This is a genomic window from Bradyrhizobium sp. USDA 3311 (assembly GCF_054062495.1).
On sequence record NZ_JBSSFI010000001.1, the window covers coordinates 2,296,013 to 2,320,831 of the forward strand.

At 65.0% G+C, this 24,819-nt stretch carries 22 protein-coding genes; 13 read left to right on the forward strand and 9 right to left on the reverse strand.

Annotated features, from left to right (window positions below):
• Positions 1-78 precede the first annotated feature (78 nt).
• The 4 genes from phnC to phnE (ACVWW6_RS10790) all read left to right on the forward strand — a co-directional run bounded on the left by phnC (position 79) and on the right by phnE (ACVWW6_RS10790) (position 3,693).
• Entirely contained in the window at positions 79-888 is an 810-nt protein-coding gene (phnC, locus tag ACVWW6_RS10775) for a phosphonate ABC transporter ATP-binding protein (protein WP_456680699.1), read from the forward strand.
• A 64-nt stretch (positions 889-952) separates the two neighbouring features.
• A complete protein-coding gene (phnD, locus tag ACVWW6_RS10780) occupies positions 953-1,888 on the forward strand; it encodes a phosphonate ABC transporter substrate-binding protein (RefSeq protein ID WP_161532393.1) in 936 nt (311 codons plus the stop codon).
• Positions 1,889-1,963: 75 nt separating this feature from the next.
• Positions 1,964-2,848 (forward strand): phosphonate ABC transporter, permease protein PhnE, encoded by an 885-nt coding sequence (gene phnE / locus ACVWW6_RS10785; RefSeq protein WP_028175526.1) that lies wholly within the window; start codon positions 1,964-1,966, stop codon positions 2,846-2,848.
• Positions 2,845-3,693 carry a phosphonate ABC transporter, permease protein PhnE gene (gene phnE, locus ACVWW6_RS10790; RefSeq protein WP_011090667.1) on the forward strand — a complete coding sequence of 283 codons (849 nt, stop codon included), beginning with the start codon at positions 2,845-2,847 and terminating at the stop codon, positions 3,691-3,693. The genes phnE (ACVWW6_RS10785) and phnE (ACVWW6_RS10790) overlap by 4 nt, the downstream gene beginning before the upstream one ends.
• A 62-nt stretch (positions 3,694-3,755) precedes the next feature.
• On the opposite strand, the gene ACVWW6_RS10795 is transcribed toward phnE (ACVWW6_RS10790), so the two are convergent.
• Positions 3,756-5,315, reverse strand: a complete 1,560-nt coding sequence (locus ACVWW6_RS10795) for a winged helix-turn-helix domain-containing tetratricopeptide repeat protein (RefSeq protein ID WP_271552714.1) — start codon at positions 5,313-5,315, stop codon at positions 3,756-3,758.
• 508 nt (positions 5,316-5,823) lie between these two features.
• Between ACVWW6_RS10795 and pcaB the strand changes: the two genes are divergently transcribed.
• Both pcaB and ACVWW6_RS10805 read left to right on the forward strand, forming a co-directional pair.
• On the forward strand, positions 5,824-7,185 hold the full coding sequence (gene pcaB / locus ACVWW6_RS10800) for a 3-carboxy-cis,cis-muconate cycloisomerase (RefSeq protein WP_456680700.1): 1,362 nt from the start codon (positions 5,824-5,826) through the stop codon (positions 7,183-7,185).
• 113 nt (positions 7,186-7,298) lie between these two features.
• Positions 7,299-8,555, forward strand: coding sequence for an aminopeptidase (locus ACVWW6_RS10805; RefSeq protein WP_011090664.1), 1,257 nt, complete (start codon positions 7,299-7,301; stop codon positions 8,553-8,555).
• Between the two features lie 60 nt (positions 8,556-8,615).
• Here ACVWW6_RS10805 and ACVWW6_RS10810 read toward each other — a convergent pair whose 3' ends face one another.
• Positions 8,616-9,170 (reverse strand): Sec-independent protein translocase family protein, encoded by a 555-nt coding sequence (locus ACVWW6_RS10810; protein WP_304548992.1) that lies wholly within the window; start codon positions 9,168-9,170, stop codon positions 8,616-8,618.
• 239 nt (positions 9,171-9,409) lie between these two features.
• On the opposite strand from ACVWW6_RS10810, the gene ACVWW6_RS10815 reads away from it, so the two are divergent.
• Positions 9,410-9,865, forward strand: coding sequence for a cupin domain-containing protein (locus ACVWW6_RS10815; protein ID WP_038966115.1), 456 nt, complete (start codon positions 9,410-9,412; stop codon positions 9,863-9,865).
• An 88-nt stretch (positions 9,866-9,953) separates the two neighbouring features.
• On the opposite strand, the gene ACVWW6_RS10820 is transcribed toward ACVWW6_RS10815, so the two are convergent.
• From ACVWW6_RS10820 to ACVWW6_RS10840, 5 genes are all read right to left on the reverse strand, one after another.
• On the reverse strand, positions 9,954-11,006 hold the full coding sequence (locus ACVWW6_RS10820) for an amidohydrolase family protein (RefSeq protein ID WP_456680701.1): 1,053 nt from the start codon (positions 11,004-11,006) through the stop codon (positions 9,954-9,956).
• A 272-nt stretch (positions 11,007-11,278) separates the two neighbouring features.
• Positions 11,279-11,800, reverse strand: a complete 522-nt coding sequence (locus tag ACVWW6_RS10825; RefSeq protein ID WP_456680702.1) for a hypothetical protein — start codon at positions 11,798-11,800, stop codon at positions 11,279-11,281.
• 65 nt (positions 11,801-11,865) lie between these two features.
• Positions 11,866-12,681 carry an MBL fold metallo-hydrolase gene (locus tag ACVWW6_RS10830; protein ID WP_456680703.1) on the reverse strand — a complete coding sequence of 272 codons (816 nt, stop codon included), beginning with the start codon at positions 12,679-12,681 and terminating at the stop codon, positions 11,866-11,868.
• Between the two features lie 105 nt (positions 12,682-12,786).
• Positions 12,787-14,313, reverse strand: a complete 1,527-nt coding sequence (locus tag ACVWW6_RS10835) for a permease (protein WP_456680704.1) — start codon at positions 14,311-14,313, stop codon at positions 12,787-12,789.
• Positions 14,310-15,059, reverse strand: coding sequence for an ABC transporter ATP-binding protein (locus tag ACVWW6_RS10840; RefSeq protein WP_456680705.1), 750 nt, complete (start codon positions 15,057-15,059; stop codon positions 14,310-14,312). The genes ACVWW6_RS10835 and ACVWW6_RS10840 overlap by 4 nt, the downstream gene beginning before the upstream one ends.
• 261 nt (positions 15,060-15,320) lie before the next feature.
• Between ACVWW6_RS10840 and ACVWW6_RS10845 the strand changes: the two genes are divergently transcribed.
• The 6 genes from ACVWW6_RS10845 (at position 15,321) to ACVWW6_RS10870 (ending at position 22,133) form a co-directional block, all read left to right on the forward strand.
• The gene (locus ACVWW6_RS10845) at positions 15,321-16,196 is read left to right on the forward strand and encodes a branched-chain amino acid ABC transporter permease (RefSeq protein ID WP_011090656.1); all 876 of its coding nucleotides are present in this window, start codon (positions 15,321-15,323) and stop codon (positions 16,194-16,196) included.
• Between the two features lie 5 nt (positions 16,197-16,201).
• The gene (locus ACVWW6_RS10850; RefSeq protein ID WP_011090655.1) at positions 16,202-17,353 is read left to right on the forward strand and encodes a branched-chain amino acid ABC transporter permease; all 1,152 of its coding nucleotides are present in this window, start codon (positions 16,202-16,204) and stop codon (positions 17,351-17,353) included.
• Positions 17,350-18,108 (forward strand): ABC transporter ATP-binding protein, encoded by a 759-nt coding sequence (locus tag ACVWW6_RS10855; RefSeq protein ID WP_011090654.1) that lies wholly within the window; start codon positions 17,350-17,352, stop codon positions 18,106-18,108. Before ACVWW6_RS10850 ends, ACVWW6_RS10855 begins: the two co-directional genes overlap by 4 nt.
• 4 nt (positions 18,109-18,112) lie before the next feature.
• Positions 18,113-18,901 (forward strand): ABC transporter ATP-binding protein, encoded by a 789-nt coding sequence (locus ACVWW6_RS10860; protein ID WP_011090653.1) that lies wholly within the window; start codon positions 18,113-18,115, stop codon positions 18,899-18,901.
• 94 nt (positions 18,902-18,995) lie between these two features.
• Entirely contained in the window at positions 18,996-20,834 is a 1,839-nt protein-coding gene (locus ACVWW6_RS10865; protein WP_011090652.1) for an AMP-dependent synthetase/ligase, read from the forward strand.
• A gap of 99 nt (positions 20,835-20,933) precedes the next feature.
• Positions 20,934-22,133 carry an ABC transporter substrate-binding protein gene (locus tag ACVWW6_RS10870; protein ID WP_038966119.1) on the forward strand — a complete coding sequence of 400 codons (1,200 nt, stop codon included), beginning with the start codon at positions 20,934-20,936 and terminating at the stop codon, positions 22,131-22,133.
• A 187-nt stretch (positions 22,134-22,320) separates the two neighbouring features.
• On the opposite strand, the gene ACVWW6_RS10875 is transcribed toward ACVWW6_RS10870, so the two are convergent.
• Together ACVWW6_RS10875 and ACVWW6_RS10880 are read right to left on the reverse strand one after the other, a co-directional pair.
• Positions 22,321-23,445: a lysozyme inhibitor LprI family protein gene (locus tag ACVWW6_RS10875; protein WP_456680706.1), complete on the reverse strand. Its 1,125-nt coding sequence runs from the start codon at positions 23,443-23,445 to the stop codon at positions 22,321-22,323.
• A gap of 115 nt (positions 23,446-23,560) precedes the next feature.
• Positions 23,561-24,292, reverse strand: a complete 732-nt coding sequence (locus ACVWW6_RS10880; protein WP_456680707.1) for a transglutaminase-like cysteine peptidase — start codon at positions 24,290-24,292, stop codon at positions 23,561-23,563.
• Between the last annotated feature and the right edge of the window lie 527 nt (positions 24,293-24,819).

Genomic DNA, 24,819 nt, shown 5'->3' on the forward strand with positions numbered 1-24,819 from the left:
GCCGCACCGCAACGTGCATGTCACACAAGTGTCAAGCGTCGGCGTTAGCGGTGGATCCCAGCTACTCTGGAGCCCTGCATGCTGGTGGTTGAAGGTCTGACGTGCCGCTTTGGCGCAAAAGCCGCGGTGGACGACGCTTCGTTTCAAATTTCCCCCGGCGGATTCGTCGGCGTGATCGGACGATCCGGCGCCGGCAAGTCCACCCTGCTGCGGACCATCAACCGCCTGGTGACGCCGACGCAGGGCCGCATCCTGTTCGACGGCACCGACGTCACAGCGCTGCGCGGCAAGGAGCTGCGGCAGTGGCGGGCGCGCTCGGCGATGATCTTCCAGCAGTTCAACCTCGTCGGCCGGCTCGATGTTCTCACCAACATCCTGATGGGGCGCCTCGCGACGATGCCGGCCTGGCGCTCGCTGTCGCAGACCTGGCCCGAACACGACAAGGCGCTGGCGATGTCCGCGCTCGAACAGTTCGATATCGCCGCGCTCGCCGCGCAGCGCGCCGACCAGCTCTCCGGCGGCCAGCAGCAGCGCGTCGCGATCGCCCGCGCGCTGGTGCAGCAGCCCGACATCATTCTCGCCGACGAGCCGATCGCTTCGCTCGACCCGCGCAACACCAAGATCGTGATGGATGCGCTGCTGCGCATCAACAAGCATTTCGGCATCACCGTGCTCTGCAATTTGCATTCGCTCGACCTGGCGCGCAGCTATTGCGGCCGCCTGATCGGGATGGCGCAGGGCCGTGTCGTGTTCGACGGCGCACCGTCTGCGCTGACCGATCACGTCGCGCGCGAGCTCTACGATCTCGAAGCCACCGACGTCATGGGCGGCTCGCCCGTGCCGGCGCCCGAAGGCATTCCGGCGCTTGGAACGGCGGCCGCCGCCTGAGCCGCATCGCTTCTGTCGTTGCCAATTTTTGCGTCAACCGACCCCAACCGATGAAGAGGGTATCATGATCACTCGCAGATTAGTTCTTGCCGGCGCCGCCGCGCTCGCATTCACGACCTCGGCCTCCGCCGACGACTGGAAAGCCAAATATCCCGAGCTGACCTTCGCGGTCATTCCGGCGGAAAACGCCTCGGGCGTGACCGAGCGCTGGGCGCCGTTCATGAGCTATCTCTCCAAGGAATTGGGCGTGAAGGTCACGCTGCGCATCGCCAATGACTACGCCGCCGTCATCGAAGGCCAGCGCGCCGGCAATATCCATATCGCCAGCTACGGCTCGGCCTCGTTCGCCCGCGCCCGCCTGACCGGCGTCAAGACCGACGCCTTTGCCAACGATATCAACGCCGACGGCTCGACCGGCTACTATTCGGTGTTCTTCGTCAAGGCGAGCAGCCCCTACAAGAGCATCGACCAGCTCAAGGGCAAGAACCTCGGCCTCGTCGACCCGAACTCGACGTCCGGCAACAACGTGCCGCGCTTCGAGCTCGACAAGATGGGCATCGCGGACGCCGACACCTATTTCAGCAAGGTCGTCTTCACCGGCAGCCATGAGAACGCGATCCTGGCGCTGGCGCAGGGCACGGTCGATGTCGCGGCCAACCAGTGGACCAGCGACGACGATTCGACTCTGGCGCAGATGCTGACCAAGGGCATGCTGAAGAATGCCGACGGCTCGCCGATGAAGAAGGACGATTTCCGCATCATCCACAAGTCGGCGCCGATCATCAACGGCCCCTATGCCTACAACTCCGACCTGCCGGAAGAGGCGAAGGCGGCGATCGCGAAGGCGTTCTTCGACGCTCCGGCCAAGGACAAGGCGGCCTTCGATCGCCTCCAGGACGGCCAGAAGAAGGGTTTTCATCCCGCCACCACCAAGGATTGGGATGGCACGATCGAGCTGATCAAGTTCGTCGATGCACTGCGTAAGAAGAAGGCGTCCTGAGTTTCGGGACGAGCTACTCGAGCCGGGTCGATGGACCCGGCTCTTTCTCTTTGATCGGCCACTTTTCCTGAACAGATGACCCTCGCGGTTTCGATCCTGCCCGAGCAGCAGCTGGCTGCGCTGAACACCGCTTACAATCAGGCGGTCGCGCGCAGGCGGCTCCGTCTCTTGCTCGGGGTTGTGGTGTTCGCCGCCGCGCTGCTTCTCGCCGCGATCGGCGCCGAAGTGAACCTGCGCACCTTCTTCACCTATTTCGGCAACTTCGTCAGCTATTTCGATCGCATCCTCACGCTCGACAACGGCCAGCGGGTCTGGACCGATGTCGGCGAGTGGCTTTGGGGCTGGCGCAAATGGTTGAAGATGCTGGGTGAGACGCTGCTGATCAGCTATGTCGGCACGCTGACCGGCGCGACCCTCGCCTTTGTCCTGAACTTCTTCGCGGCGGAAAACACCTCGCCCGCGCCCTGGCTGCGCTTTACGGTGCGGCGTCTGCTCGAATTTGCACGCACCGTCCCGGGCATCGTCTTCGCGCTGATCTTCGTGATCGCCTTCGGGCTCGGGCCGATGGCTGGCGTGCTTGCGATCGCGATCCATTCCACCGGCGCGCTCGGAAAATTGTTCTCGGAGATCGTCGAGAACGCCGACATGAAGCCGGTCGAGGGCATCCGCTCGACCGGCGCGAGCTGGCTCTCCTGCATGCGCTTTGCCGTCGTGCCGCAGGTAACCGCGGGCTATGCCAGCTACGCGCTGCTGCGCTTCGAGATCAACGTCCGCGAAGCCTCGGTGATGGGCTTTGTCGGTGCCGGCGGCATCGGCCAGGAGCTCGTCGTCGCCATCCGCAAATTCTATTATTCGGACGTCAGCGCGATCCTGCTCACCATCATCATTACGGTCTTCATCATAGACATCACCACCGGCTGGCTGCGCGGCCGCCTGTTCGGCAAGGAGGCGCGGACGTGACGCGGCCGCAAGAGGTTGACACGCGAGAGCTTCGCGCGCGCTATCCTGACGTGTTCGACCGGCCCGCCTCGGCGCGGCTTGCGATGCCGGCGATGATCGTCGCGGCGTTCGCGGTCCTGGTGTACGGCCTCGTCGATCTCGACTTCTCGCCGTCGCGCTTCGTCGCAGGCCTCAGCCAGCTCGGCTGGATCAGCCTGATGATGATCCCCCCCGATCCCGGCTCCTCGCTGCCGATCTATCTGAAGGCGCTCGGCGAGACGCTGTCGATCGCTCTGCTCGGCACGACGCTCGCCGCATTGTTCGCGCTGCCGGTCAGCCTGCTCGCCGCCCGCAACGTGGTGCCGTCAAACATCCTGCGCTTCCCGATCCGCCGTTTCCTGGATTCGATCCGCGGCGTCGATACGCTGATCTGGGCGCTTGTTTGGATCAATGTCGTCGGCCTGGGCCCCTTCGCCGGCGTGCTCGCCATCGCGGTGTCCGATTTCGGCGCCTTCGGCAAGTTGTTCTCGGAGGCGATCGAGGGCGCCGACCAGAAGCAGGTCGAGGGCATCCGCGCCTCCGGCGGCAGCGCACTGCACGAGATCCGCTTCGGTCTGTTGCCGCAGGTTCTGCCCGTGATTGCCGGCCAGGTGCTCTATTTCATCGAGTCCAACACCCGCTCGGCCACCATCATCGGCATCGTCGGCGCCGGCGGCATCGGCCTCCAGCTCGCCGAGCAGATCCGTGTGCTGGAATGGCAGAAGGTGTCGTTCCTGATCCTGATGATCTTGGTCGCGGTCGCCGCGATCGATTTCATCTCGGGCAAGCTCCGTTTCGCGATCATCGGCCGGCGCGCGGTGGCTTAGGTTGTTCGCCTCCCTTCGCCCCTTGTGGGGGGAGGGCGCACTCTCGATGCTGCGCGAGAAGTCTACTCCATCCCCGCGCGCCGCAATCCTTCCAGATAATGCTCGCGGTCCTGCTCCAGCAGCATCGGCAGCTCGCTTGTGATCCAGGCGAGCGAGATGCCCGGCTGGGCGCGGCGCAAGCCTTCCAGCGCGGACGCGGCAAGGGCCGGATCACCCAGCATGCCGGCGGCCGCCGTCAGCACGCGATGTGCGCCGACGAAATCGGCGCGCTGCCGCATCGATTCCCGCGCCATCTGCAAGCTTGCCTCGTAATTGCGGCCGATGAACTGGGCATAGGCGGCGACCCCGCAATAGATCGCCGCGAGCGGATCGCGCGGGCTCAGCCGCAGCGCGCGGCGCGCGGCGGCATCGCCGTCCTGCCATCGTCCCGCGTAGCACAGCGTCACGCCGTAGAAGGCGTGCGCCATCGCGAAATTCGGATTGAGCCTCAAGGTCAGCTCGAACTCCGCCAGCGCGTCGTCGAAGCGGCGGCGGAACAGGTAGGTGTAGGCGAGGCCGTGATGGGCCCAGGCGTCCTCGCGATCGGCCTCCACCGCCGCAAGCGCCGCGCGTTCGGCGACCGGCACGGTCGCGGCCATGTCGGCCCAGCCCATATGCGCGCCGAAGATATGGCTGGTCGCGAGCAGGCCCAGCGCCTTGCCATAGGCGGGATCGATCGCGACGGCCTTCTCGAGCAGCCCTTGCGCGGCCGCATTGTCCTCGCGGGTGATGCGCCAGTAATGCGACAATGCGCGCATGACGAGGTCCCAGGCATCCAGGCTGCCCGGCGGCTTCTGCCCGGCGCGAAAGCTCTCGGCCGTATAGAGCTGCGGCTCGATCGCGGCGACGATCGCCTCGGTGATGTCGTCCTGCACGGCGAAGATGTCGGCAAGCTCGCGGTCGTAGCGTTCGGCCCAGAGATGGCTGCCGGTCGAGACGTCGTTGAGCTGGGCCGAGATGCGCACGCGCTCGCCGCTTCGCCGCACGCTGCCTTCGACCACGTAGCGCACGCCGAGCTCGCGCGCGACCTCGTGCATGTGCACGGCGCGGCCCTTGTAGACGAAGGAGGAGTTGCGCGCGACGACGAAGAACCAGCGCAGCTTCGACAGCGCGGTGATGATGTCCTCGCTGATGCCGTCGGAGAAATAGTCCTGCTCGCGGTCACCGCTCATATTGGTGAAGGGCAGCACGGCGATGGCGGGCCGGTCGGGCAGCGCGAGTGCCGTCTGCGGCGCCTGTATCCACCGGCCGGGTTCCGGCGCGGCCGCGGCGAGCTTGGTCTCGACGTCGCCGACGAAACGAAAACCCTTGCGCGCGATGGTTCGGATCAGCGCCTGGCTCGCGCCGTTGTCGCCGACCGCCTTGCGTGCCGCATTGATCCGGCTGGTCAGGGTGGATTCGGAGACGCTGCGCCCGTGCCAGATCTTGTCGATCAGCTCGTCCTTGCTGACCACCCGGTCGCGATTTTCCATGAGATGGACGACGAGGTCGAAAACCTGCGGTTCCACGGAAACGGGAACCTGCTCGCGGCTCAGCTCGCGTCGGTCGGTGTCCAGAAGGTGATCCCGGAACAGAAACTGCACGTCGAAAACTCAGACCTCACGACGACATCGGGGCAATGACAAAGCAAAACGGATTCCGGCCTAAGTCTGTGAGTCCACCGGGAGGCCGCTTGGTTCATCGCGATCGCAAGATGGCTGCCATGCCATTTGCGGGGAGGAATGCGGCCTCGACTGGAATGTGGCGGCTGGGGTCGGCTGTCGCAGGCCACGTACTCAATCTGATATCGCCGACCGCGCATCCCGTCACCCTGAGGTGGCCGCTTCTTCAGCGGCCCTCGAAGGGCGACGGCCCGCATCCCGGCCTGCCATCCTTCGAGGCTCTCCACGCGACGCGTCGCGTCGCATGGTTCGCACCTCCAGCGACAACCGCTTCGCGGTTGCGCGGGGATGACGGAGCCGATGGTTTGACGCGCAGCGGCGAGACCAATGCACGACTTCGAATGTGTGATGAACCGGCATTGTCCATTGCCGAACGGCGCGGCCTGCGTAAGCTGCTTCCACACAAAACACCAACCATAAAGAAACGCCCATGCCCGCTCTCCACGCCTCGACCACCGTGCTCGACTCCATGCTGTTCCGCGACGCCTTCGGCACGCCTGAGATGCGCGAGGTGTTTTCCGATGTCGCGCTGGTTGCGCGCTATGCCGAGGTCGAGGTGGCGCTGGCGAAGGCGGAGGCCAAATGCGGCGTGATCCCGCAGGATGCCGCCGACCAGATCGCGGCGCGGACCGACGTTGCCGCGCTCGATTTCGACCTGCTCAGGCAGGAGACCGACATCGTCGGCTATCCGATCCTGCCCTTGGTGCACCAGATGGTGAAGCAATGCGGCGATGCCGGCCGTTACGTGCATTGGGGCGCGACCACGCAGGACATCATGGATACCGCCGTAGTGCTGCAATTGCGTGCCGCGCTCGAGATCGTCGAGCGCGACATTGCGGAGCTGCGAAAGATTCTCGCCGACCTCTCCAGGCGCCATCGCGATACGCCGATGGCGGGGCGCACTCATCTCCAGCAGGCGCTGCCGGTGACCTTCGGCTACAAGACCGCGATCTGGCTAGCGATGTTCGATCGCCACGCCGAGCGTCTGGCGCAATTGAAGCCGCGGGTCCTGGTGGGCCAGTTCGCCGGCGCTGCCGGCACGCTGGCCTCGCTCGGCGACAAGGGCTTTGAAGTGCAGGAGGCGCTGTGCGACGAGCTGAAGCTCGGCGTTCCCGCCTCGACCTGGCACGTCGCGCGCGACGGCTTTGCCGAGGCCGTGAACTTCCTCGCGCTCGTCACCGGCTCGCTCGGCAAGATCGCGCTCGACATCATGATCATGGCCTCGACCGAGTTCGCCGAGGTCTACGAGCCCTTCGTCAAAGGCCGCGGCGCCTCCTCGACCATGCCGCAGAAGCGCAACCCGATCTCCTCGGAACTGATGCTGGCGGCGTCCAAGGCGGTGCGCCAGCACGCGGGCCTGATGCTGGATGCGATGGTGCAGGATTTCGAGCGCGCCACCGGCCCCTGGCACGCCGAATGGATGGCGATCCCCGAAAGCTTCGTGCTGACCGCCGGGGCGCTGCACCAGGCGAAGTTCGCGCTCGCGGGCCTCATCGTCGACGAGGCGAAGATGAACGACAATCTCGCCATCAGCCGGGGCCTGATTGTGGCCGAAGCGGTCATGATGGGGCTCGCGCCCCAGATCGGGCGGCAGGAGGCGCATGACGTCGTCTATGACGCCTGCCGGCTCGCCAACGAGAAAGGTTTGACGCTGGCGGACGCGCTCGCGTCCGACTCGCGCGTCTCTGCCAGGATCGACCGCGCCACGATCGATGCGCTCACTTCACCGAAAAATTACCTCGGCCTTGCTCCCGCCATGGTCGACCGGGTGCTGAAATCGGCAACGCGTTGAAAACCAAGATGCGTGAAACTGCGTATCTTTCGTCGCCCCCAATACGCTCGTATACTTGTGTCTCGCGATGCTAGACTTAGATTGAGCGAGAGACTTTCGGCAGAGGACCCGGCATGACCGATCAACGCATCACCTCCACTCCTATCGATCCTGCGAAACTCGACCGGCTGGCCGAGGTGGCGGTGAAGGTGGGCCTGGGCTTGCGGCCGGGACAGGATCTGCTCCTGACGGCGCCGGCGATCGCGCTGCCGCTGGTGCGCCGGATCGCCGTTCATGCCTACAAGGCCGGCGCCGGTATCGTGACGCCGATCCTGTCGGACGAGGAGATGACGCTGGCGCGTTACCGCCACGGTCACGACAACAGTTTCGATCGCGCCGCCGGCTGGCTCTATGAGGGCATGGCCAAGGCATTCTCCGACAACACCGCGCGGCTCGCCATCGTCGGCGACAATCCGATGCTGCTGTCGGGCGAGGATCCCTCCAAGGTGGCGCGCGCCAGCAAGGCCAACTCGATGGCCTATCAGCCGGCACTGGAAAAGATCGTCAATTTCGACACCAACTGGAACATCATCGCCTATCCGAGCCCATCATGGGCCAAGCAGGTGTTCCCCAACGATCCCGAGGACGTCGCGATCGGCAAGCTCGCGGATGCGATCTTCGCGGCCTCCCGCGTCGATCGCGAGGACGCGATGGCCAATTGGGCGAGCCACAATGCGGTGCTGCGCGAGCGCACCAACTGGCTCAACGGCCAGCGTTTCCGCGCGTTGCAGTACTCAGGCCCGGGCACCGATCTCACCATCGGCCTTGCCGACGGCCATGAATGGGAAGGCGGCGCCTCCCTGTCCAAGAACGGTATCAGCTGCAACGCCAACATCCCGACCGAAGAGGTCTTCACCACGCCGCATTGCCGCCGCGTCTATGGTCATGTCGTGAGCTCGAAGCCGCTGTCCTACCAGGGCACGCTGATCGACAACATCGCGGTGCGCTTCGAGGACGGCAGGATCGTCGACGCGAAGGCCTCGCGCGGCGCCGAGGTGCTGAACAAGGTGCTCGACACCGACGAGGGCGCGCGCCGTCTCGGCGAGGTGGCGCTGGTGCCACATTCCTCGCCGATCTCGCAGAGCGGGCTGTTGTTCTACAACACGCTGTTCGACGAGAACGCGGCCTCGCACATCGCGCTCGGCCAGTGCTATTCGAAATGCTTCGTTAACGGCGCCCAGCTCACGCCGCAGCAGATCGCCGCGCAAGGCGGCAACCAGAGCCTGATCCATATCGACTGGATGATCGGCTCGGCCGAGACCGACATCGACGGCATCCTCGCCGACGGCAGCAAGGTGCCGGTGTTCCGCAAGGGCGAGTGGGCGAAGTAGTTTGCTTCACCTCTTCCCGCTGGGGAGAGGTGAACGTCCTCGCAACAGTCTCTCCTGCCCTCATGCCGCCGCGTTGCGCAGCATCGGGTTGTTGTCGATGCTGAAGCGGTTGAACAGCGTCGTGAACGGGCTGCCGTCGGTGGCCCGCACGATGGCGTCGGAAGCAGCCACCGCCTCGTAGAGCGCACCGACCGGATCGTCCGGCTCGGGCAGGTCGAGGCCCTTGCGGATTTGCTCGCGGGCCTCGTTGATCTCATCCTCTTCGTCGAGGGTCGCCTCCAGTGCATCCGCCGCGCGCCGCATTTCCGCGAGGTCGCCGCCCGCGGAGAATTTGAGAATGTCGAGCCAGTAGGGCCGGACGACGACGAGCTGGATAAAGGCCTCGAACGTACCAGCGATAATTCCTGCGCGGCCCTCCGATGAGACGTAGAGCACATTCTGCGACGGCAGCAGCACGAACGCGCCGCCGGAGCCGTCGCTGCCGACCTGCCGGGGGCTTTCGATGCCGTCGATGGTAAACCAGGACTCATCATCCGGCGTGAAGGAGATATCAAGGCTCCCGAGCCGGGCGACGACCTGGCTGTTGGCTGTCAGAACCTCGGGCGTGAGGGGCATCAGCACGGCTCCTTTCAGGTCACTTCGCGCATTTTGTCGCACCCCGGAAAAGATGGGTTCATGTGCGCGAATTTGCAGGGAAATCGCGGCGTTAGCTGCTTCGCACATGCAACTTGCGGCTGATTGTCGAGGCCTGCGTAAGAAAGAATTAAAAGCCGATCACTAGCGTTGCGTACATCATTGGAAACAATCCGGGCCCCGACCCGGCCAAAAGCCTATTCTATCCCCTGGGGAAACAGATGTCGCGCGCATTGATTGAAATTAGTAGTTGCAATGTGGATCTCGAGCTGCGGCCGATCGAGCCGTCCTGGATCATCGAGGGCAATCCGGTGTCGCGCTCGCACATCCTGTCCACCAGTGCGGACGGTACCGCCTCGACCATCATCTGGTCCTGCACCGAAGGGCGCTTCAACTGGTACTACGACATCGACGAGACGATCATGATCATGGAAGGATCGATCGTGCTCGAAAGCGACGGCATGCCGCCGAAGCGCTACGGTCCCGGCGACGTCATCTTCTTCCGCGACGGCGCGCATGCCAAATGGCATGTCGAAGGCCACGTCAAGAAGATCGCTTTCTGCCGCAAGACCAATCCGGTGATGATCGGTTTCCTGATCCGCGTCGTCAACAAGCTCAAGCGGATGTTCGTCTCCACCGGCGAGCGCCGTCCCGCCTCGCTGATGGGCGCCGGCTAGCGCACGCCCGGACCAAGACTTTTCGAGGACGCTTCCCAGCGGCTACGACGGAAGAGGGGTCGGGACCAACATCCCGGCCCCTCTCTCGTCATGACGGCAAGTGGAGCCGGTAGATATCGGTCGCGGTCTGCGAGAACAGTGCCGTCTTCTCGGCCTCGCCCAGTGGCGCCGCGATACGCTTGAAGGCGTTGAAGATCACCTGATAGCTGCACTGGCCCTTGTTCGGCGGGAAATTGCTCTCGAACATCGCGCGCCTTGCGCCGAACGCCTCGATGCAGGTCTCGATATAGGGCCGCCAGGCCGCGGCAAGCTCCTCGGAGGACGGTGGGCTCTCGCGCAGATGGAAATCGTAGCCCAGCAGGCACATCGCGAGGCCGCCGAGCTTCACCACCACGTTCTCGCATTTGGCGATCTCGCGGATCGAGGCGCGCCATTGCGGAAACACCTCCTCGCGCCGCCCGGCAAAGCGGCCGACGCCGGCCGGACCGCCGCAATGGTCGAGCACGATCCTGGTGTCGGGGAAGGCGCGCGCGAGCTCGGTCAGCTCGCCGATCTGCGGATGGAACAGCCAGGCATCGAAGCTGAGGTTCAGCGGCGCCAGGCAGGCAAAGCCTTTGCGGAAGGTCGGATCCTGCAACAGTCCCTTCGGCCGGTTGGCGTACATGCCCGCGACGACAGGATCTTGGTCCCAGGCCGAGGAATGCCGGATGCCGCGGAAACGGCCGTTGCCCGCCGCGATCTCGGCTTCCAGCACCGGCTTGGCGGCGTCGCCCAGCAGCAGGTTCACATGGCTGACGATGCCGGCGCAGATCGCAGCCGTTCCGTAAGCACCGCTTGCGCTCATCGCGGCGACGCCGTTGGCGAACTCGACTTCGCCGACCGGCCGGAACGCCTCGGGCCCGTGCGCGCGATACATCGAGCGGCAGTCGACATAGACGGTGGCGACGATGTTGTGGCCGGAGCCGATATCCGCCGCCATCTCCTCGATCAGGTAGCGGTGCCCGCGATTCCACAGGTGATGATGGGGATCGACGATCGGCCGCGAGGGATCGATGATCTCCTCCTGATGCAGCGCGAGCCAGTCCTCGCGCGGCTCGACGAATAGCCCGCTCGTGTTGGCGGGTAGACCGCTTGCAGCCATCGGCGTTCGCTCCCTCTATGTTTTTTGTGGCGGGAGCCTAGCATCTCGTCCTTGCGCCCGGCAGCGCGCGTTGCTCAGAGCACCATAGCAACGGCGGAGGAGGTGCGCTCCCTCTCCCGCTTGCGGGGGAGGGTTGGGGTGGGGGTGTCTCCACAGAGAGATTCCCAGTGTGGAGAGAGCCCCCACCCGCGCCTTCGGCGCGACCTCCCCCGCAAGCGGGAGAGGTTGCCGCGAACCCGTGGCCCAATCGATTCAGTCAAAATCCATTCGACTTAACCCTTGCGTCGCCTCGCCCTCACATCGACCACAAGTCGCCAATCGGCTGCGGGAGCCGGCTTGTCCTCGCCGAGCCAATGGAAGGAGCCGTCGCTAATCTCCGTAAAGCTCCAGCGGGTCAGTTCGCCCGCGTCGGTCGTGCCTTCCTGCACGATGTCATCGCCGCGCGGACGGCCGATCTGCTGCCGGAACACGCTGCGGCCGGGATCGAACCAGGAGATCCGCCACGCATCGATGGTCGGATCGTAGACCCGCAGCGTCGTGCCGTACCAGTTGCCGGCGACCGGAAAGGCGGGGCTGCCGGTGGAACGGGGAATGATCCAGACGTCCTGGACGGCGCGGCCTTCCAGCACCCAGCCGAAATGGATTTCGCCGGGCGCGGTGTGTTTCGTTTCATCGGGGCCGCGGGCGGTGATCTCGGCATCCCAGTCGCCGACGAAGCGGCCGTAAAGCCGGAGCGCTGCCGCGTGCTCGGGGTTTGGTCCATCCGCGTGCAGCAGTCTCGCAAAGTCTGTCATGTCGATCTCCTGTTGCGGAGAGATCAGCACCAATGGGCGCCAGCCGGCTTGGAGAAAATTGCGCCTCAGACGCCGTCGAGGATGATCACCGTCGGCTTCGAGGGCAGCGCATCGCGCGACATGCGGAGGGAGCGCTCGATGCGCCGGTCGATCTCGAACTGCTGGCCGATCCGGCGCATGAAATCGTCGAGCGGGGTGGCGAAGCGGTGCATCGGCAGCACCACGGAGGCCCGCAGCCGCCTGGTGATCTCGGAGATGCCGTCCAGCGACATGGTGTAGGTGCCGTCGATCGGCACCATCACGATGTCGAGCCGCCCGATCTGGGCGAAATGGCTGTCGTCGAGCTTGTGGTGAAGGTGGCCGAGATGGCCGATGCAGAGGCCGGCGACCTCGAAGATGAAGATCGAGTTGCCGTCGCGGATCATGTCGGTGCCGGCATCGTCGCCGAAGTAGCGGCGGATGTCGGTCGTGACGTTGCGGATGAAGGTGTCGCCGATGCGCTCCGACACGATGGCCGGCTTGCCGTCCTCGCCCCAGCCGTGCAGCACATGGGGAATGCGTTTGTCGGGGAATAAAGAGTAATGCGTGCTGTGCGCCCGGTTCATGGTGACGACGTCGGGCAACCGTCCGACCTGATAGGCGCCGCTATAGTCGGTGGCGATGCGCAAGCCGCCGGGCGTGTCGATGAAATAGGTGGAGTGGCCGACATAGGTGATCTCGACCTCGGCCGCGGCTGTCGCCTGCCGGAAGGCGACCGGGACGGCGCGGGGCGCGGTGTTGGCCATCGCCAGGCATTCGCTGCGCTGGGGCTGCTGCTGAGCGAGGGCAGGCGAGAGGAGCGCGCCGAACAGCGCCAGAGCGGCCGAAACAAGTCGCCACATATCCGTCCCCGATGACTTCAGGGGAAAGTCTAGCGTGCAATGCAGCGCGGGGCCAATGGGCTTCGATCAACAGCACGTCAGTGTCGCAGCTGTCATCCGCGCCGCTTATTCGCGTCTCGGGCTGAATTTCCAGGTAATGGCGACGAGGCTCGCGGTGATCAGGCCGCTGACGAGGCCGGCGAGGGGGAGAGCGAGCAGCAGCGCGGCGGTGGCGGCCCAGCCGATCGAGGAGAAGGCCTCGGCAAAGGTCGCAAGCCGGGAAGAGGTCTGGCGGCGGCGGAATTGGCTGCGCCGGGCCTGCACCCGGAACCAGAGCTGGATTGCGGTCGCGGAGGCCGCACTGATGATGATCGCACCGGCACTGACCGCGGCCTGGATCGGCGAGGCAAACGCCAGCGCCGCGACCAGCGGGCAGAAGATGACCGCGATCGCGATCAGCACCACCTCGATCTTGGCGCGGATGACGCTGGACGGCGTCAGCGGCGCGGTCGCGACGAGGTCGGGAGCGTCCTCGCCCGAGATCGTCAGCCAGGCCAGTCCGCCGGCAAGCTGTCCCGCCGCCATCACGATCACGGGTGTGATCAGCGTCAGTGCGGCGGAACTGTCGGCGAAGCTGCGCCAGAGCAGCAGCGCCGGGGGCACCAGATAGAGCAGCTGCATCAGGGTCTGCGAGATCAGCCAGGGATCGCGCCAGAGCAGCGAGAATTCCTTGCGCCGCAGCGCCTGCTGCCGCGATCCGCCGCGGAACGGCCGCTGCTTCGCGCCTCGGCGGCCGGATGTGCCGTACGCCGCGGCGTCGATCGCGGTGTCGGCAAAGCGGCCCGAGAAGATCGCCATGACGCTGCCGAGCAGCACCAGCCCGAGCGCGAGAAGCAGCAACAGCGGCTCTCTGTCGCCCAGGGCGGCCCGCGCCGGCCACCACCAGATGCTGTCGACGTCGGGGGCGTGTTCGGCAAAGGTGCCGGAGGTCAGGATGGTGATGCGCGACAGCGTGCCGTAGGACATGATCGCGGCGACCTGGAGCGCGATCACGAAGCCGGCGCCGATGATGGCGGCGAGGACCTGGGCCACGAAGCGCGTCCGTGCCGGACCGATCAGGCGGAACAGCAGGATGGTGACGGCAATCGCGATCGCCGCGGCCGACAGGCCCATCGCGACCACGACGCCGAACGCCGCAAGCCAGCGCGGTCCGCCGCCGATCACCAGTACGTCGATGAAGGGTGTCGAGAACAACAGCGCCAGCACCGTGACGGCGAGCGCGATCGCGGCAATGCGCACCGAGAACAGGTTGGCCAGCGTCGCCGGCGAGGACATGATCAGATCGAGATCGGCGCGGGCGTAGAACACTCGCGTCACCGATTCGATCGCCTGCGACAGCATCAAGGTCCAGGCCAGAAAGATCGTCGCGGTGATCACGATCAGCGAGGATTTGTCGAGCGGCAGTTGCAGGTCGGCGACGCGGCCGATCACGGCCCAGGCCGGCACGTGCAGGAGCGCTGCGAACAGAAGCAGGCCGATGACGGCGACGCGCGTCCGCTTGCGCCGGCCGCCGGTCATCATGGCGAGCCATTCGCGCCAGGCGAGCCGGAGCTCGTGGCGGGCAAACCAGGTCAGCGCGGTCGCCGAGCTCATGCGGCTTCCTGGAGCGTCACCAGCGCGATGAAGAGATCTTCCAGGCTGGTGTCGGCATGGCCGTTCTGCTGGCGCAGCTCAGTGAGCGTGCCTTCGGCGACCAGGCGGCCCGAGGCGATCACGCCGATGCGGTCGGCCATGCGCTCGGCGACCTCGAGGATGTGCGTGGTCATGATCACGGTGCAGCCGGCGCGGACGCGCTCGCTCAACAGCCCCTTCACATGGCGGGCGGAGACGGCGTCCAGCCCCGTCAGCGGCTCGTCGAGGATGATGAGGCGGGGATCGTGCACCAGCGCGCCGGCCAGCGCCACCTTCTGGCGCATGCCCTTGGAAAAGCCCTCGCAGCGCTCGTGCCGGTGCGGCTCGAGCCCGAGCGAGCTGAGCAGCCCCTCGGCGACCGGTTCCGAGGCGGAAGGCGCGATGCCCCAGAGCCCGGCGACGAATTCGAGGTACTCCAGCGGCGTCAGCTTGTCGTAGATCATGGGCTCGTCGGAGACCCACGCCATCACCTGCTTGGCGGCGACCGGATTTTGGAGCGCATCGATGCCGAAGATCGAGACCGCGCCGGCGTCGGGCCGCAGGAGGCCCGCAACCATGCGCAAAGTGGTGGTCTTGCCAGCGCCGTTGGGGCCGACCAGGGCGTAGAATTCACCGGCGTGAACTGTGAGGTCGAGGCCGTCGACCGCCGGACGGTCAAAACGCTTCGTTAACCCTCGGACTTCGAGCGCCGAGCTGTCCGGCTTCATGACGGCCACACCATCCGGTTTTGCATCGCCCGCGACCATGACCCGAAGATGTTTCGGCGCGGTGAATCGCACTGCCGCAAATTCCGTCATCCGTCTTGGACTAAAGGCAAGTCACCGTTTGTTGACAGCGCTTGGCGGTTCAGGCTGAATTGGCACCGGGACAAATGGCGCTGACGCAGCGAAACGACTGCGTAGCGACTGGACACAAGATGCGACGAGGCGATCGAAGAACCGCCGGTTGCGTCAGGAGGAAGCGCGGCGATGCTGGATTTCGTTCAGCAGCTGGTCAGCGGTGTTGCGCTCGGCTGCGTCTACGGCCTGATCGCGCTCGGCTTCGTGCTGGTCTACAAGGCGACCGAGGTCGTCAACTTCGCCCAGGGCGACCTGATGATGCTGGGCGGCTTCTTCGCCTTCACCTTCATCGGCATGATGGGCCTGAACTACTGGATCGGCTTTGCCGGTGCGGTGGCCGCGATGGCGCTGTTCGGCATGCTGGCCGAACGCGTGGTGGTGCGGCCGATCCTCGGCTATCCGCAATTCTCCATCATCATGGCGACCATCGGGCTCGGCTACTTCCTGCGCTCTATCGCCGGCATGATCTGGGGCACCGATGATCTGAAGATCGAGACGCCGTTCAGCCAGGGCGTGCTGCGCATCGGCTCGCTGGTGCTCGCCTATGACAAGCTCTCGGTGATCGCGGCGACGATGATCCTGTGCACGCTGCTCTGGCTCTTCTTCAACAGGACCACGCTCGGCACCGCGATGCGCGCCAGTTCCGAGAACATGCTGGCGGCCTATTACATGGGCATCCCGGTCAAGCGCGTGGTGTCGATCGTCTGGGCGATCAGCGCGGCGGTCGCGACCTGCGCCGGCGTGCTGCTGGCGCCGATCACCTTCATTCACTCCAATGTCGGCCTCGTGCTCGGCCTCAAGGCATTCCCCGCCGCAGTCCTCGGCGGCTTCGGCTCGATCCCCGGCGCGGTGGTCGGCGGCGTCCTGATCGGCGTGATCGAGAGCATGGCCGGCTTCTATCTGGCCGAGGGCTGGAAGGACGTCGCGCCGTACGTCGTGCTGCTCGCCGTGCTGCTGCTCAAGCCCGAAGGCCTGTTCGGCCTTCACGTCCGCAAGAAGGTCTGAACGCCATGCGCTTCCTGTTCAAGACCGACTACGAAGACGACATCAAGCTGTTCCCGCATTCGGGCTATTTCGTCTCCTACGGCATCCTGCTCGCGCTGCTGCTGGTCGCGCCTTACGTGCTCTCCAGCTATCTGATGAGCCAGCTCGTCTTCGTCTGCATCTATGCAACCGTCGGCGTGGCGCTGCTGATCCTGACCGGCTTTACGGGGCAGGCCTCGCTCGGGCATGCCGCGTTCCTCGCGATCGGCGCCTACACGGCGGCCTATTTGCAGAAATACAACGTGCCGTTCCCGGTCTACTTCCTCGCCGCAGGCCTTCTGACCGGCATCATCGGCGCGATGGTCGGCTTTCCCGCGCTGCGGCTCCAGGGCATCTATCTCGTCATCGCCACCATCTCCTTTGCCCTGATCGTCGAGGAGATCCTGGCGCGCTGGGAGAGCGTCACCAACGGCAACGAGGGTATGCGGGTCAAGACGCTGTCGCTGCTCGGCGTCGCGGTGCCGCGCGACAGCCCGACCTTCTATTTCCTGTGTCTCGCCGTTCTGGTGCTGACCATCGTCGGCACGCTCAATCTGCTGCGCTCGCCGACGGGCCGCGCCTTCGTCGCGATCCGCGACAGCGAGACCGCGGCGCGCAGCATGGGCGTCAACGTCGCGCTCTACAAGGTGAAGTCCTTTGCGATCTCGGCGGCGATCACCGGCTTTGCCGGCGTGCTGTTCGCGCACAAGCTCTCGTTCATCTCGCCGGAGATGTTCACGCTCCAGCTCTCGATCGAGTTCATCATCGTGATCCTGATCGGCGGCAGCTTCAGCCTGCACGGTGCCGTGCTGGGCGCGATCTTCATCGTGATGATCGACCCGTTCCTGACCTATTTGAAGGACGACATGCCCGGCATCATCGCCGGCATTGCCGCCGCTTTCGGCGCCGGCACCCAAGGAGCGGCCAACGTCCAGTCCAAGGTCGCGGCCTTCGCCTCGCTCAACGGTCTGAAGGGCGCGATCTACGGCATCATCATCGTGCTGTTCGTGCTGTTCGAGCCGCTCGGGCTCTACGGCCGCTGGCTCAAGATCAAGCTCTTCTTCCAGCTCTTCCCGCTCTACAAGCGCGCCACCTTCAAGCGGCAGAAGATCTACGTGAAGTCGGAGCGCAACCGATGAGCTATTTTCGCGCCGAGAACCTGTCGCTGCATTTCGGAGGCCTCAAGGCCGTCGATGCGGTGTCGTTCGCGGTGGAGAAGGGCGAGATCCTCTCGATCATCGGGCCCAACGGCGCCGGCAAGAGCTCGATCTTCAACCTGATCTCGCGCATCTACCGGCCGACCTCGGGCCGCATCTTCTTCGAGGACCAGGACATCACCGAGCAGCCGCCTTACGATATCGCAAGACTAGGCATCGCCCGCACCTTCCAGAACATCGAACTGTTCGAGAACGCGACGGTGCTGTCCAACCTCCTGGTCGGGCGCCACCGCCATTCCACCACGCAGCTCTGGCAGGAGCTGCTGTTCCTGCCGAGCGTGCGCGCCAACGAGAAGCTGCATCGCCGCCGGGTCGAGCAGGTGATCGAGTTCCTCGATCTCGAGCCCTATCGCGACAAGCTGATCTCGGGCCTGCCCTACGGCGTGCGCAAGGTGATCGAGCTGGCGCGGGCGCTGTGCTCTGAGCCGAAGCTGATCCTGCTCGACGAGCCGTCCTCCGGCCTCAATGTCGAGGAGACCGACGACATGTCGTTCTGGATCCGCGACATGAAGAACGAGCTCGGCGTCACCGTGCTGATGGTCGAGCACGACATGTCGCTGGTCAACCGCGTCTCCGACCGCGTCATCGCGCTGAACTATGGCCGCGTGCTGGCGATGGGCTCGCCCGCCGAGGTGCAGCAGCACCCTGATGTCGTCGCCGCGTATCTGGGAGCCTGACGCGATGGATGCCGCGGCGACACCGGACATCATCCTGAAGCTTTCCAACATCGAGAGCTATTACGGGCCGATCATGGCGATCCGCGGCATCTCGCTGGAGGTGCCGCGCGGCCGCATCGTCACGCTGCTCGGGGCCAACGGCGCCGGCAAGACCACGGTGCTGAAGACCATCTCCGGCATTCTCGATCCGCAGAAGGGCGCGATCGAGTTCATGGGCAAGCCGATCCAGCGCATGGAGGCCGACCGGATCGTGCGGCTGGGCCTCAGCCACGTGCCGGAGGGGCGGGAGGTGTTCCCGTTCCTGTCCGTGCGCGAGAACCTGATGATGGGCGCCTATCCGCGCAAGGACCGTGGCGGCGTCGCGGAGGATCTGGAGCGCGTCTACGGCTATTTCCCGCGGCTGAAGGAGCGCATCGACCAGCCGGCCGGCCAGCTCTCCGGCGGCGAGCAGCAGATGCTCGCGATCGGCCGCGCGCTGATGAACCGGCCGACCCTGCTGCTGCTCGACGAGCCCTCGCTCGGCCTGTCGCCGCTGCTGGTGAAGGAGATCTTCACCATCATCCGCCGCGTCAACGAGGAGCAGGGCATGTCGATCCTGCTGGTCGAGCAGAACGCCAAGGTGGCGCTGGAAACGGCACATTACGGCTATGTGCTGGAGATCGGCCGTATCGTGATGAACGACACCTGCGACCGCTTGATGCATTCCCAGGACATCCAGGAATTCTACCTTGGCGCCAAGGAAGCGGGCGCTCGGGGCGAACGGCGCTGGAAAAAGAAGAAGACGTGGCGTTAAGGCAAGACTTGGCGTTAGATGGGGTGCCCGTCCGCAAGACATAGACCGCCGGCAAGGCAGGCAGCGGAGGGGAAGCGACAAGGAGGAGACGCGCATGGCCCGACCGGCGGTGCTGACGGTCGCTGATACGATCGCGAAAAGCTTCTTGCGCGCCGCGGAAACGCGGGGCGACAGGCCGGCGATCCGCGAGAAGAAGTTCGGCATCTGGCAGCCGACGAGCTGGCGCGAGTGGCTGGAGATATCGAAGGAGATCGCCTACGCGCTTCGCGCGATCGGCTTCATGCCCGGCGACGTCGCCTCCATCATCGCCAATGCCGTGCCGGAATGGGTCCATGCCGACATGGGCATCCTGTGCGCCGGCGGCGTCTCGTCCGGAATCTATCCGACCGATGCCTCGTCCCAGGTCCAGTATCTCGTCAACGATTCCGGCACGAAGGTGATCTTCGCCGAGGACGAGGAGCAGCTCGACAAGATCCTCACCTGCCGCACACGCTGCCCGTCCCTGCAAAGGATCGTCGTGTTCGACATGGAGGGCCTCAGCGGCTTCTCCGACGACATGGTGATGTCGCTCGACGAGTTTCGTGCGCTCGGGCGCAACCATATGGTCGGGCGCGAAGCACTGTGGCAGGAGATGATCGACAGCCGCGGCCCTGAAGATCTCGCGGTGCTCGTCTATACCTCCGGCACGACCGGCCCGCCCAAGGGCGCGATGCACGCCAACCGCAGCGTCACGCACCAGATGCGGCATGCCAACGACTTCATCCCGGCGCGGGAGAACGAAGACCGGCTGATCTTCCTGCCGCTCTGCCATGTCGCCGAGCGCATCGGCGGCTACTACATCTCGGTCGCGCTCGGCTCGGTGATGAATTTTGCCGAAAGCACGGAGACGGTGCCGGACAATCTGCGCGAGGTGCAGCCGACCATCTTCCTCGCGGTGCCGCGCATCTGGGAAAAATTCTATTCCGCCATTACCATCGCGCTGAAGGATGCGACGCCGCTCCAGCAATGGGTCTACCGCCGCGCCATCGGGATCGGCTACCGCATGGTCGATTGCCGGATCGAGGGCAGGGCGCCGCCGCTGTCGCTGCGCCTCGCTAACCAGCTCGCTTACCGGCTCGCCTTCCGCAACATCCGCCGCATGATCGGGCTCGATCGCTGCCGCATCGCCTTCACCGGCGCGGCGCCGATCGCGCCGGAGCTGATTCGCTGGTATCTCGCGCTCGGCATCGACATGCACGAGGTCTACGGCCAGACCGAGAATTGCGGCGTCGCCACCATGATGCCGGCGACGCGGATCAAGCTCGGCTCGGTCGGCACCGCCGTGTCCTGGGGCGAGGTCGCGCTGTCGCCCGACGGCGAGATCCTGATCAAGGGCGACTTCCTGTTCATGGGTTATCTGAACCAGCCGGAGAAGACGGCGGAGGCCATCGATCCGCGCGGCTGGCTGCACACCGGCGACGTCGGCACCATCGACAACGAGGGCTTCGTTCGCATCACCGACCGGATGAAGGACATCATCATCACCTCCGGCGGCAAGAACGTCACGCCGTCCGAGATCGAGAACCAGCTCAAATTCTCGCCCTACATCTCGGATGCGGTGGTGATCGGCGACAAGCGGCCGTACCTCACCTGCCTCGTCATGATCGATCAGGAGAACGTCGAGAAGTTCGCCCAGGACCACGACATCCCCTTCACCAATTATGCGAGCCTGTGCCGGGCGACGGAGATCCAGGACCTGATCTGGCGCGAGATCGAGCAGGTCAACGTCAATTTCGCCCGCGTCGAGACCATCAAGAGGTTTTTCCTGATCGAACGCCAGCTCACCCCGGAGGACGAGGAGCTGACGCCGACCATGAAGCTGAAGCGCAGCTTCGTGAACAAGCGCTACGCCGCCGAGATCGACGCCATGTATCGCGAACGTGCGGTGGCGTGAGGCGCGCGGCCGGAAGGCCGTGCGCAAGGAGACGCTGAAATCAGCGAAGGAGCGATGGCCAACCCTTCGCGCAACAAGGGCCAGGGAGAGGAGACGTCAATGTCGAAATCGTTCAGGGCGTTCGGCCTTGCGGTGAGCGCGGTGGTGCTCACGCATCTGCCGGCCGCAGCACAGACCAAGGTCACCAATGAAGGCATCTCGGCGACCGAGATCGTGATCGGCACCCATCAGGATCTGTCGGGGCCGATCAAGGGCTGGGGCGTGCCGGTCTCCAACGGCATGAAGATGGCGGTCGAGGAGGTCAACGCCGCCGGCGGCGTCAACGGCCGCAAGATCCGGCTGGTGGTCGAGGACAGCGGCTACGATCCGAAGAAGGCCGTGCTGGCGTCGCAAAAATTGATCGAGCGCGACAAGATCTTCGCGATGGTGGGACCAATGGGATCGCCGACCGTGCTCGCGGCGCAGGACATCCTGCTCGACGCCGGGGTGCTTCAGCTCTTCCCGCTGACGGCGGCGGAGTTCACCTTCAAGTTCGATCCGGCCAAGCCGCAGGAGCGGCTGAAGTTCAACAACCTCCTGCCCTATGTGGAGAGCACGCGCGCCGCGCTCAAATACATGATGGAGTGGAAGAGCTTCCAGAAGCCCTGCATCATGCACCAGGACGACGAGTACGGAAAGAACGTGCTTGACGGATTCAACCAGCAACTGGCTGTGATGAAGGTGCAGCCGGCCTCGATCACGAGCTACAAGCGCGGCGCCTCCGACTTCAGCGCCCAGGTCGCGAAGATGAAGTCCGACGGCTGCGACCTCGTCGTGCTCGGCGCGGTCCTGCGCGAGCCCATCGGCGCCATGACCGAGGCCAGGAAGCTCGGCTGGGACGTCACCTTCCTCGGTGCGACGCCCGTCAACGTGATGGAAGTGCCCATGCTCGGCAAGGAAGCAGTGGAAGGCCTCTATGCCGCGTCGGGCTTCGAGATCCCGTATGAGGACACCGCCAAGGGCAAGGTCCACGACTGGCTCGTCAACTACAAGAAGATGTTCAACACCGACGCCAACACGCAGGCGATCATCGGCTACAACGCGGTGATGACCTTCGCCTTCTATGCGCAGAAGGCGGGCAAGGACCTCACGGGACAGAAGATGCTGGACTCGCTCGAGTCGGGCGAGAAGTTCCTCGACATCTTCAACTCGCCCCCGACGAAGTTCTCCAAGACCGACCACCTCGCCAACACCATCACCCAGGTGCAGCAGGTCAAGGGCGGCCGCTGGGTGCTGGTGAAGGACAATCTGATGTTTTGATGCGTCTTCGCCTCTCCCCGCGTGCGGGGAGAGGCCGGAATTTGCGGGAGCAAATTCCGGGTGAGGGGGAGTCTCCGCGAGTCCATCTTTCACCGTCTTTGCGGAAGCTGCCCCTCACCCCAACCCTCTCAGCGCGAGCGGAGCTCGCCGCGGCCCCGCGAAGAGCGGGGAGAGGGAGAAGAAACACCTACGATCCGCCGCCCGCGGTCCCCGAATTCACCGGTGCCAGCTCGTCTTCACGGCAGCGCCAGCCGTCGCCGGCTTTGACGAAGGCGAAGGTGCGCTGGATCCTGAGGCGGCGCGTGACGTTGAAGGCGTCCGCGGAGCGCTCCTTGTTGCCGGCGGCTCCCGGCTGCGGACGACCCGTCCTGGCGTCCCAGCAGGTGCCGGTGCAGGTGGAGGCGACCTTGCTGCATGTGGCGAAGGGCGCCAGCACGACCATTTCGATCTCGCCCGTGACCTGCGCCTCCTGGTCGCTCACCTGGCTGTCGACGGCGTAGACGCGGTTGATGCGCAGGAAATTTCCGCAGGAATTGGCCGCGTGAATCCGCGCGGCGCAGAAGTCGACGGCGTCGGTGTCGGGCGAGCGGGCCGCGACCTGCCGGCCGAACACCTTTTTGGGATCGCCCTTGGCGGCGCGGATCTCGTCGATCTTGTGTGCGAGGTAATCGGCGAGGCAGCTCTCCGCCGATTCGAGCTCTTGCAGCGGCACGTTCTCCTTGCCGACCAGATTGCATCTGCGGTCACGCTCTCGCGTCCACCGGCCGTATTCAGCGAAGGCAAAGCGGGCCGCAGTCGGGTCCAGCTTGCCGATCAGCCCGAGCACCTGGCCATTGAGCTCCGTTTCGGCGAGCGCCAGCGAGGGCTCCGCGCAGATCAGTGCGCCCGCGGCCGTATTGGCGGCGAGACAGTCGAAATCGGGATCACGCAGGATCGTGGCGCGCTCCTCGGTCACCTTGAGGAGACACGCCTTCACCCGGTCGAAATCGTCGGCGCGGATCCGGGTCTGGCCGACGATGCCGCAGCCGAGATTGCGCTGGCGGCCCCAGATGGCGTTCTCCTCGATGGCCGGCAGGCGGTCGGGCAGGCGGGCGAGCCGCGCTTCGATCGCCGTGCCCAGCTTCTCGGCGGCGGCGGCAAGCTCGGCGTCACCGCAGATCAATTGATTGCCGGGGTCGCGAATCTGCTGGCAGTTGTTCCTGGCGAACAGCGGCAGCTTGTCGGCGATGGAGCGGTCGGATGGGCCGGATTGCGCGAACAGGGGTGCCGCGGGCGCCAGCAGCGCAAGCACAATCAACCCGATGAACCGCATTCCAGTCGCCCCCGCCTTGCCGGAGGCATGCTAGCGCCCCGGATCGCGCGGTGGAATGAATTTGTGGGGCGGCGCTTTGCGCCGACCCGTTGGCTCTATCCGGCTACAAGCTAGCTCAGTGCGCCTCGGCCGTGGCCATCGAGAACCGCACCGGCTCGTCGACATATTTCAGCACGGCCGACTGGTACAGCACGAACAGCGGCTGGTAGCCCCGCGAGTCGTCGTCCTCGACCATCGCCATGCGGCGGTTGTCCAGCATCAGCCAGTGTCCGTCGAGCTTTGCCGCGGCAACCGCATGCTCCTCGCCGGCGCGGATGTCGCGCACCACGACGACGCTGAGGTCCTCATTGGCAACGCCGGCGAGCCGCAGCGCGGCCAGCTTGGCGATGGCATAGTCTTCGCAGTCGCCGGCGCCGCGCTGGAAGGTCGCAAGCGGCGAGCTCCAGACGTCGTCGGCGCCGTCATTGGCAGCGCGGATGGCGAGGTTGATGGCGCGATTGGTCTCGCCCAGCCGGGCGCGGCCGTCGCGGGCGCGGGCCTGGTCGACGATGGCGAGCAGCTTGAGCGCCGCAGGCGATGCGCAATTGTCGCGGTCGCCGTCGCACAGCGCGAGCTGCACCATGTCGTCGTCGAGCCTGGATTTCAGCGCGGACCATTTCTGCTGGAGGCTGCCGGACGAGATGGCAAAGGCGAACACGCCGAACGGTTCGGCGGATTTGCGCACGAGGACGCCGGCGCCCGGCGACAGCAGCGTGCCGGCGCGGAGCTCTGCGGCCGATCCGAGCAGGACCAATCCGCACAGGACAAGGATTGCGCGCCAGGCGCGCGAGCGAGCAGCGGTCTCCATCTGACATCCCCTTCCGGCTTCGCCAGGTCCCCCTCGACCTGTACGTGCCGGGCTTTGTTGCTTTCGCGGAGATAGTGCGAGACGGGCCGTTTTGTTCTGCTTAATGCGCCCGGCAGGGGCCCCAAAACCGTGGGACAGGCTGAAACGGCTCTGCCCAAATTGCGTAAAATTTTACGAATCGGGGACTAGGAGGTGTCCGGTCGCCGCGAAATGGAAACAATTGCAGGCAGAAGTTGCAGGTAGGCTGATTCTGGCGCCTATGGCTAACGACCCGCTATTTCACGGGTTCTGTTAGTTGGGTCACAGATTTAGTTCCGTATTTCCCGCAGGATGCCCCGGGGTTCCACGAAGAAAAGATGACATGAGTATCTGCCGCTTGATCTATACGGCAGTTTACTTTGGATGACTGAGAATGTGCGAAAACAGGCCGACTTCAACTTCAGAATACTGCAAGGAATACTTTATCCTCACCATGAGGGCACTGCTCTTCGAGGGCTCCGATCGTCAAGTGACGCGAAATCACACAA

Excerpts from the sequence above, each read along its gene's own strand:
- phnC (WP_456680699.1), top strand. The coding sequence starts at position 79 with ATGCTGGTGGTTGAAGGTCTGACGTGCCGCTTTGGCGCAAAAGCCGCG.
- phnD (WP_161532393.1), top strand. The coding sequence starts at position 953 with ATGATCACTCGCAGATTAGTTCTTGCCGGCGCCGCCGCGCTCGCATTC.
- phnE (WP_028175526.1), top strand. The coding sequence starts at position 1,964 with ATGACCCTCGCGGTTTCGATCCTGCCCGAGCAGCAGCTGGCTGCGCTG.
- pcaB (WP_456680700.1), top strand. The coding sequence starts at position 5,824 with ATGCCCGCTCTCCACGCCTCGACCACCGTGCTCGACTCCATGCTGTTC.
- ACVWW6_RS10805 (WP_011090664.1), top strand. The coding sequence starts at position 7,299 with ATGACCGATCAACGCATCACCTCCACTCCTATCGATCCTGCGAAACTC.
- ACVWW6_RS10810 (WP_304548992.1), bottom strand. The coding sequence starts at position 9,170 with ATGCCCCTCACGCCCGAGGTTCTGACAGCCAACAGCCAGGTCGTCGCC.
- ACVWW6_RS10815 (WP_038966115.1), top strand. The coding sequence starts at position 9,410 with ATGTCGCGCGCATTGATTGAAATTAGTAGTTGCAATGTGGATCTCGAG.
- ACVWW6_RS10820 (WP_456680701.1), bottom strand. The coding sequence starts at position 11,006 with ATGGCTGCAAGCGGTCTACCCGCCAACACGAGCGGGCTATTCGTCGAG.
- ACVWW6_RS10825 (WP_456680702.1), bottom strand. The coding sequence starts at position 11,800 with ATGACAGACTTTGCGAGACTGCTGCACGCGGATGGACCAAACCCCGAG.
- ACVWW6_RS10830 (WP_456680703.1), bottom strand. The coding sequence starts at position 12,681 with ATGTGGCGACTTGTTTCGGCCGCTCTGGCGCTGTTCGGCGCGCTCCTC.
- ACVWW6_RS10835 (WP_456680704.1), bottom strand. The coding sequence starts at position 14,313 with ATGAGCTCGGCGACCGCGCTGACCTGGTTTGCCCGCCACGAGCTCCGG.
- ACVWW6_RS10840 (WP_456680705.1), bottom strand. The coding sequence starts at position 15,059 with ATGAAGCCGGACAGCTCGGCGCTCGAAGTCCGAGGGTTAACGAAGCGT.
- ACVWW6_RS10845 (WP_011090656.1), top strand. The coding sequence starts at position 15,321 with ATGCTGGATTTCGTTCAGCAGCTGGTCAGCGGTGTTGCGCTCGGCTGC.
- ACVWW6_RS10850 (WP_011090655.1), top strand. The coding sequence starts at position 16,202 with ATGCGCTTCCTGTTCAAGACCGACTACGAAGACGACATCAAGCTGTTC.
- ACVWW6_RS10855 (WP_011090654.1), top strand. The coding sequence starts at position 17,350 with ATGAGCTATTTTCGCGCCGAGAACCTGTCGCTGCATTTCGGAGGCCTC.
- ACVWW6_RS10860 (WP_011090653.1), top strand. The coding sequence starts at position 18,113 with ATGGATGCCGCGGCGACACCGGACATCATCCTGAAGCTTTCCAACATC.
- ACVWW6_RS10865 (WP_011090652.1), top strand. The coding sequence starts at position 18,996 with ATGGCCCGACCGGCGGTGCTGACGGTCGCTGATACGATCGCGAAAAGC.
- ACVWW6_RS10870 (WP_038966119.1), top strand. The coding sequence starts at position 20,934 with ATGTCGAAATCGTTCAGGGCGTTCGGCCTTGCGGTGAGCGCGGTGGTG.
- ACVWW6_RS10875 (WP_456680706.1), bottom strand. The coding sequence starts at position 23,445 with ATGCGGTTCATCGGGTTGATTGTGCTTGCGCTGCTGGCGCCCGCGGCA.
- ACVWW6_RS10880 (WP_456680707.1), bottom strand. The coding sequence starts at position 24,292 with ATGGAGACCGCTGCTCGCTCGCGCGCCTGGCGCGCAATCCTTGTCCTG.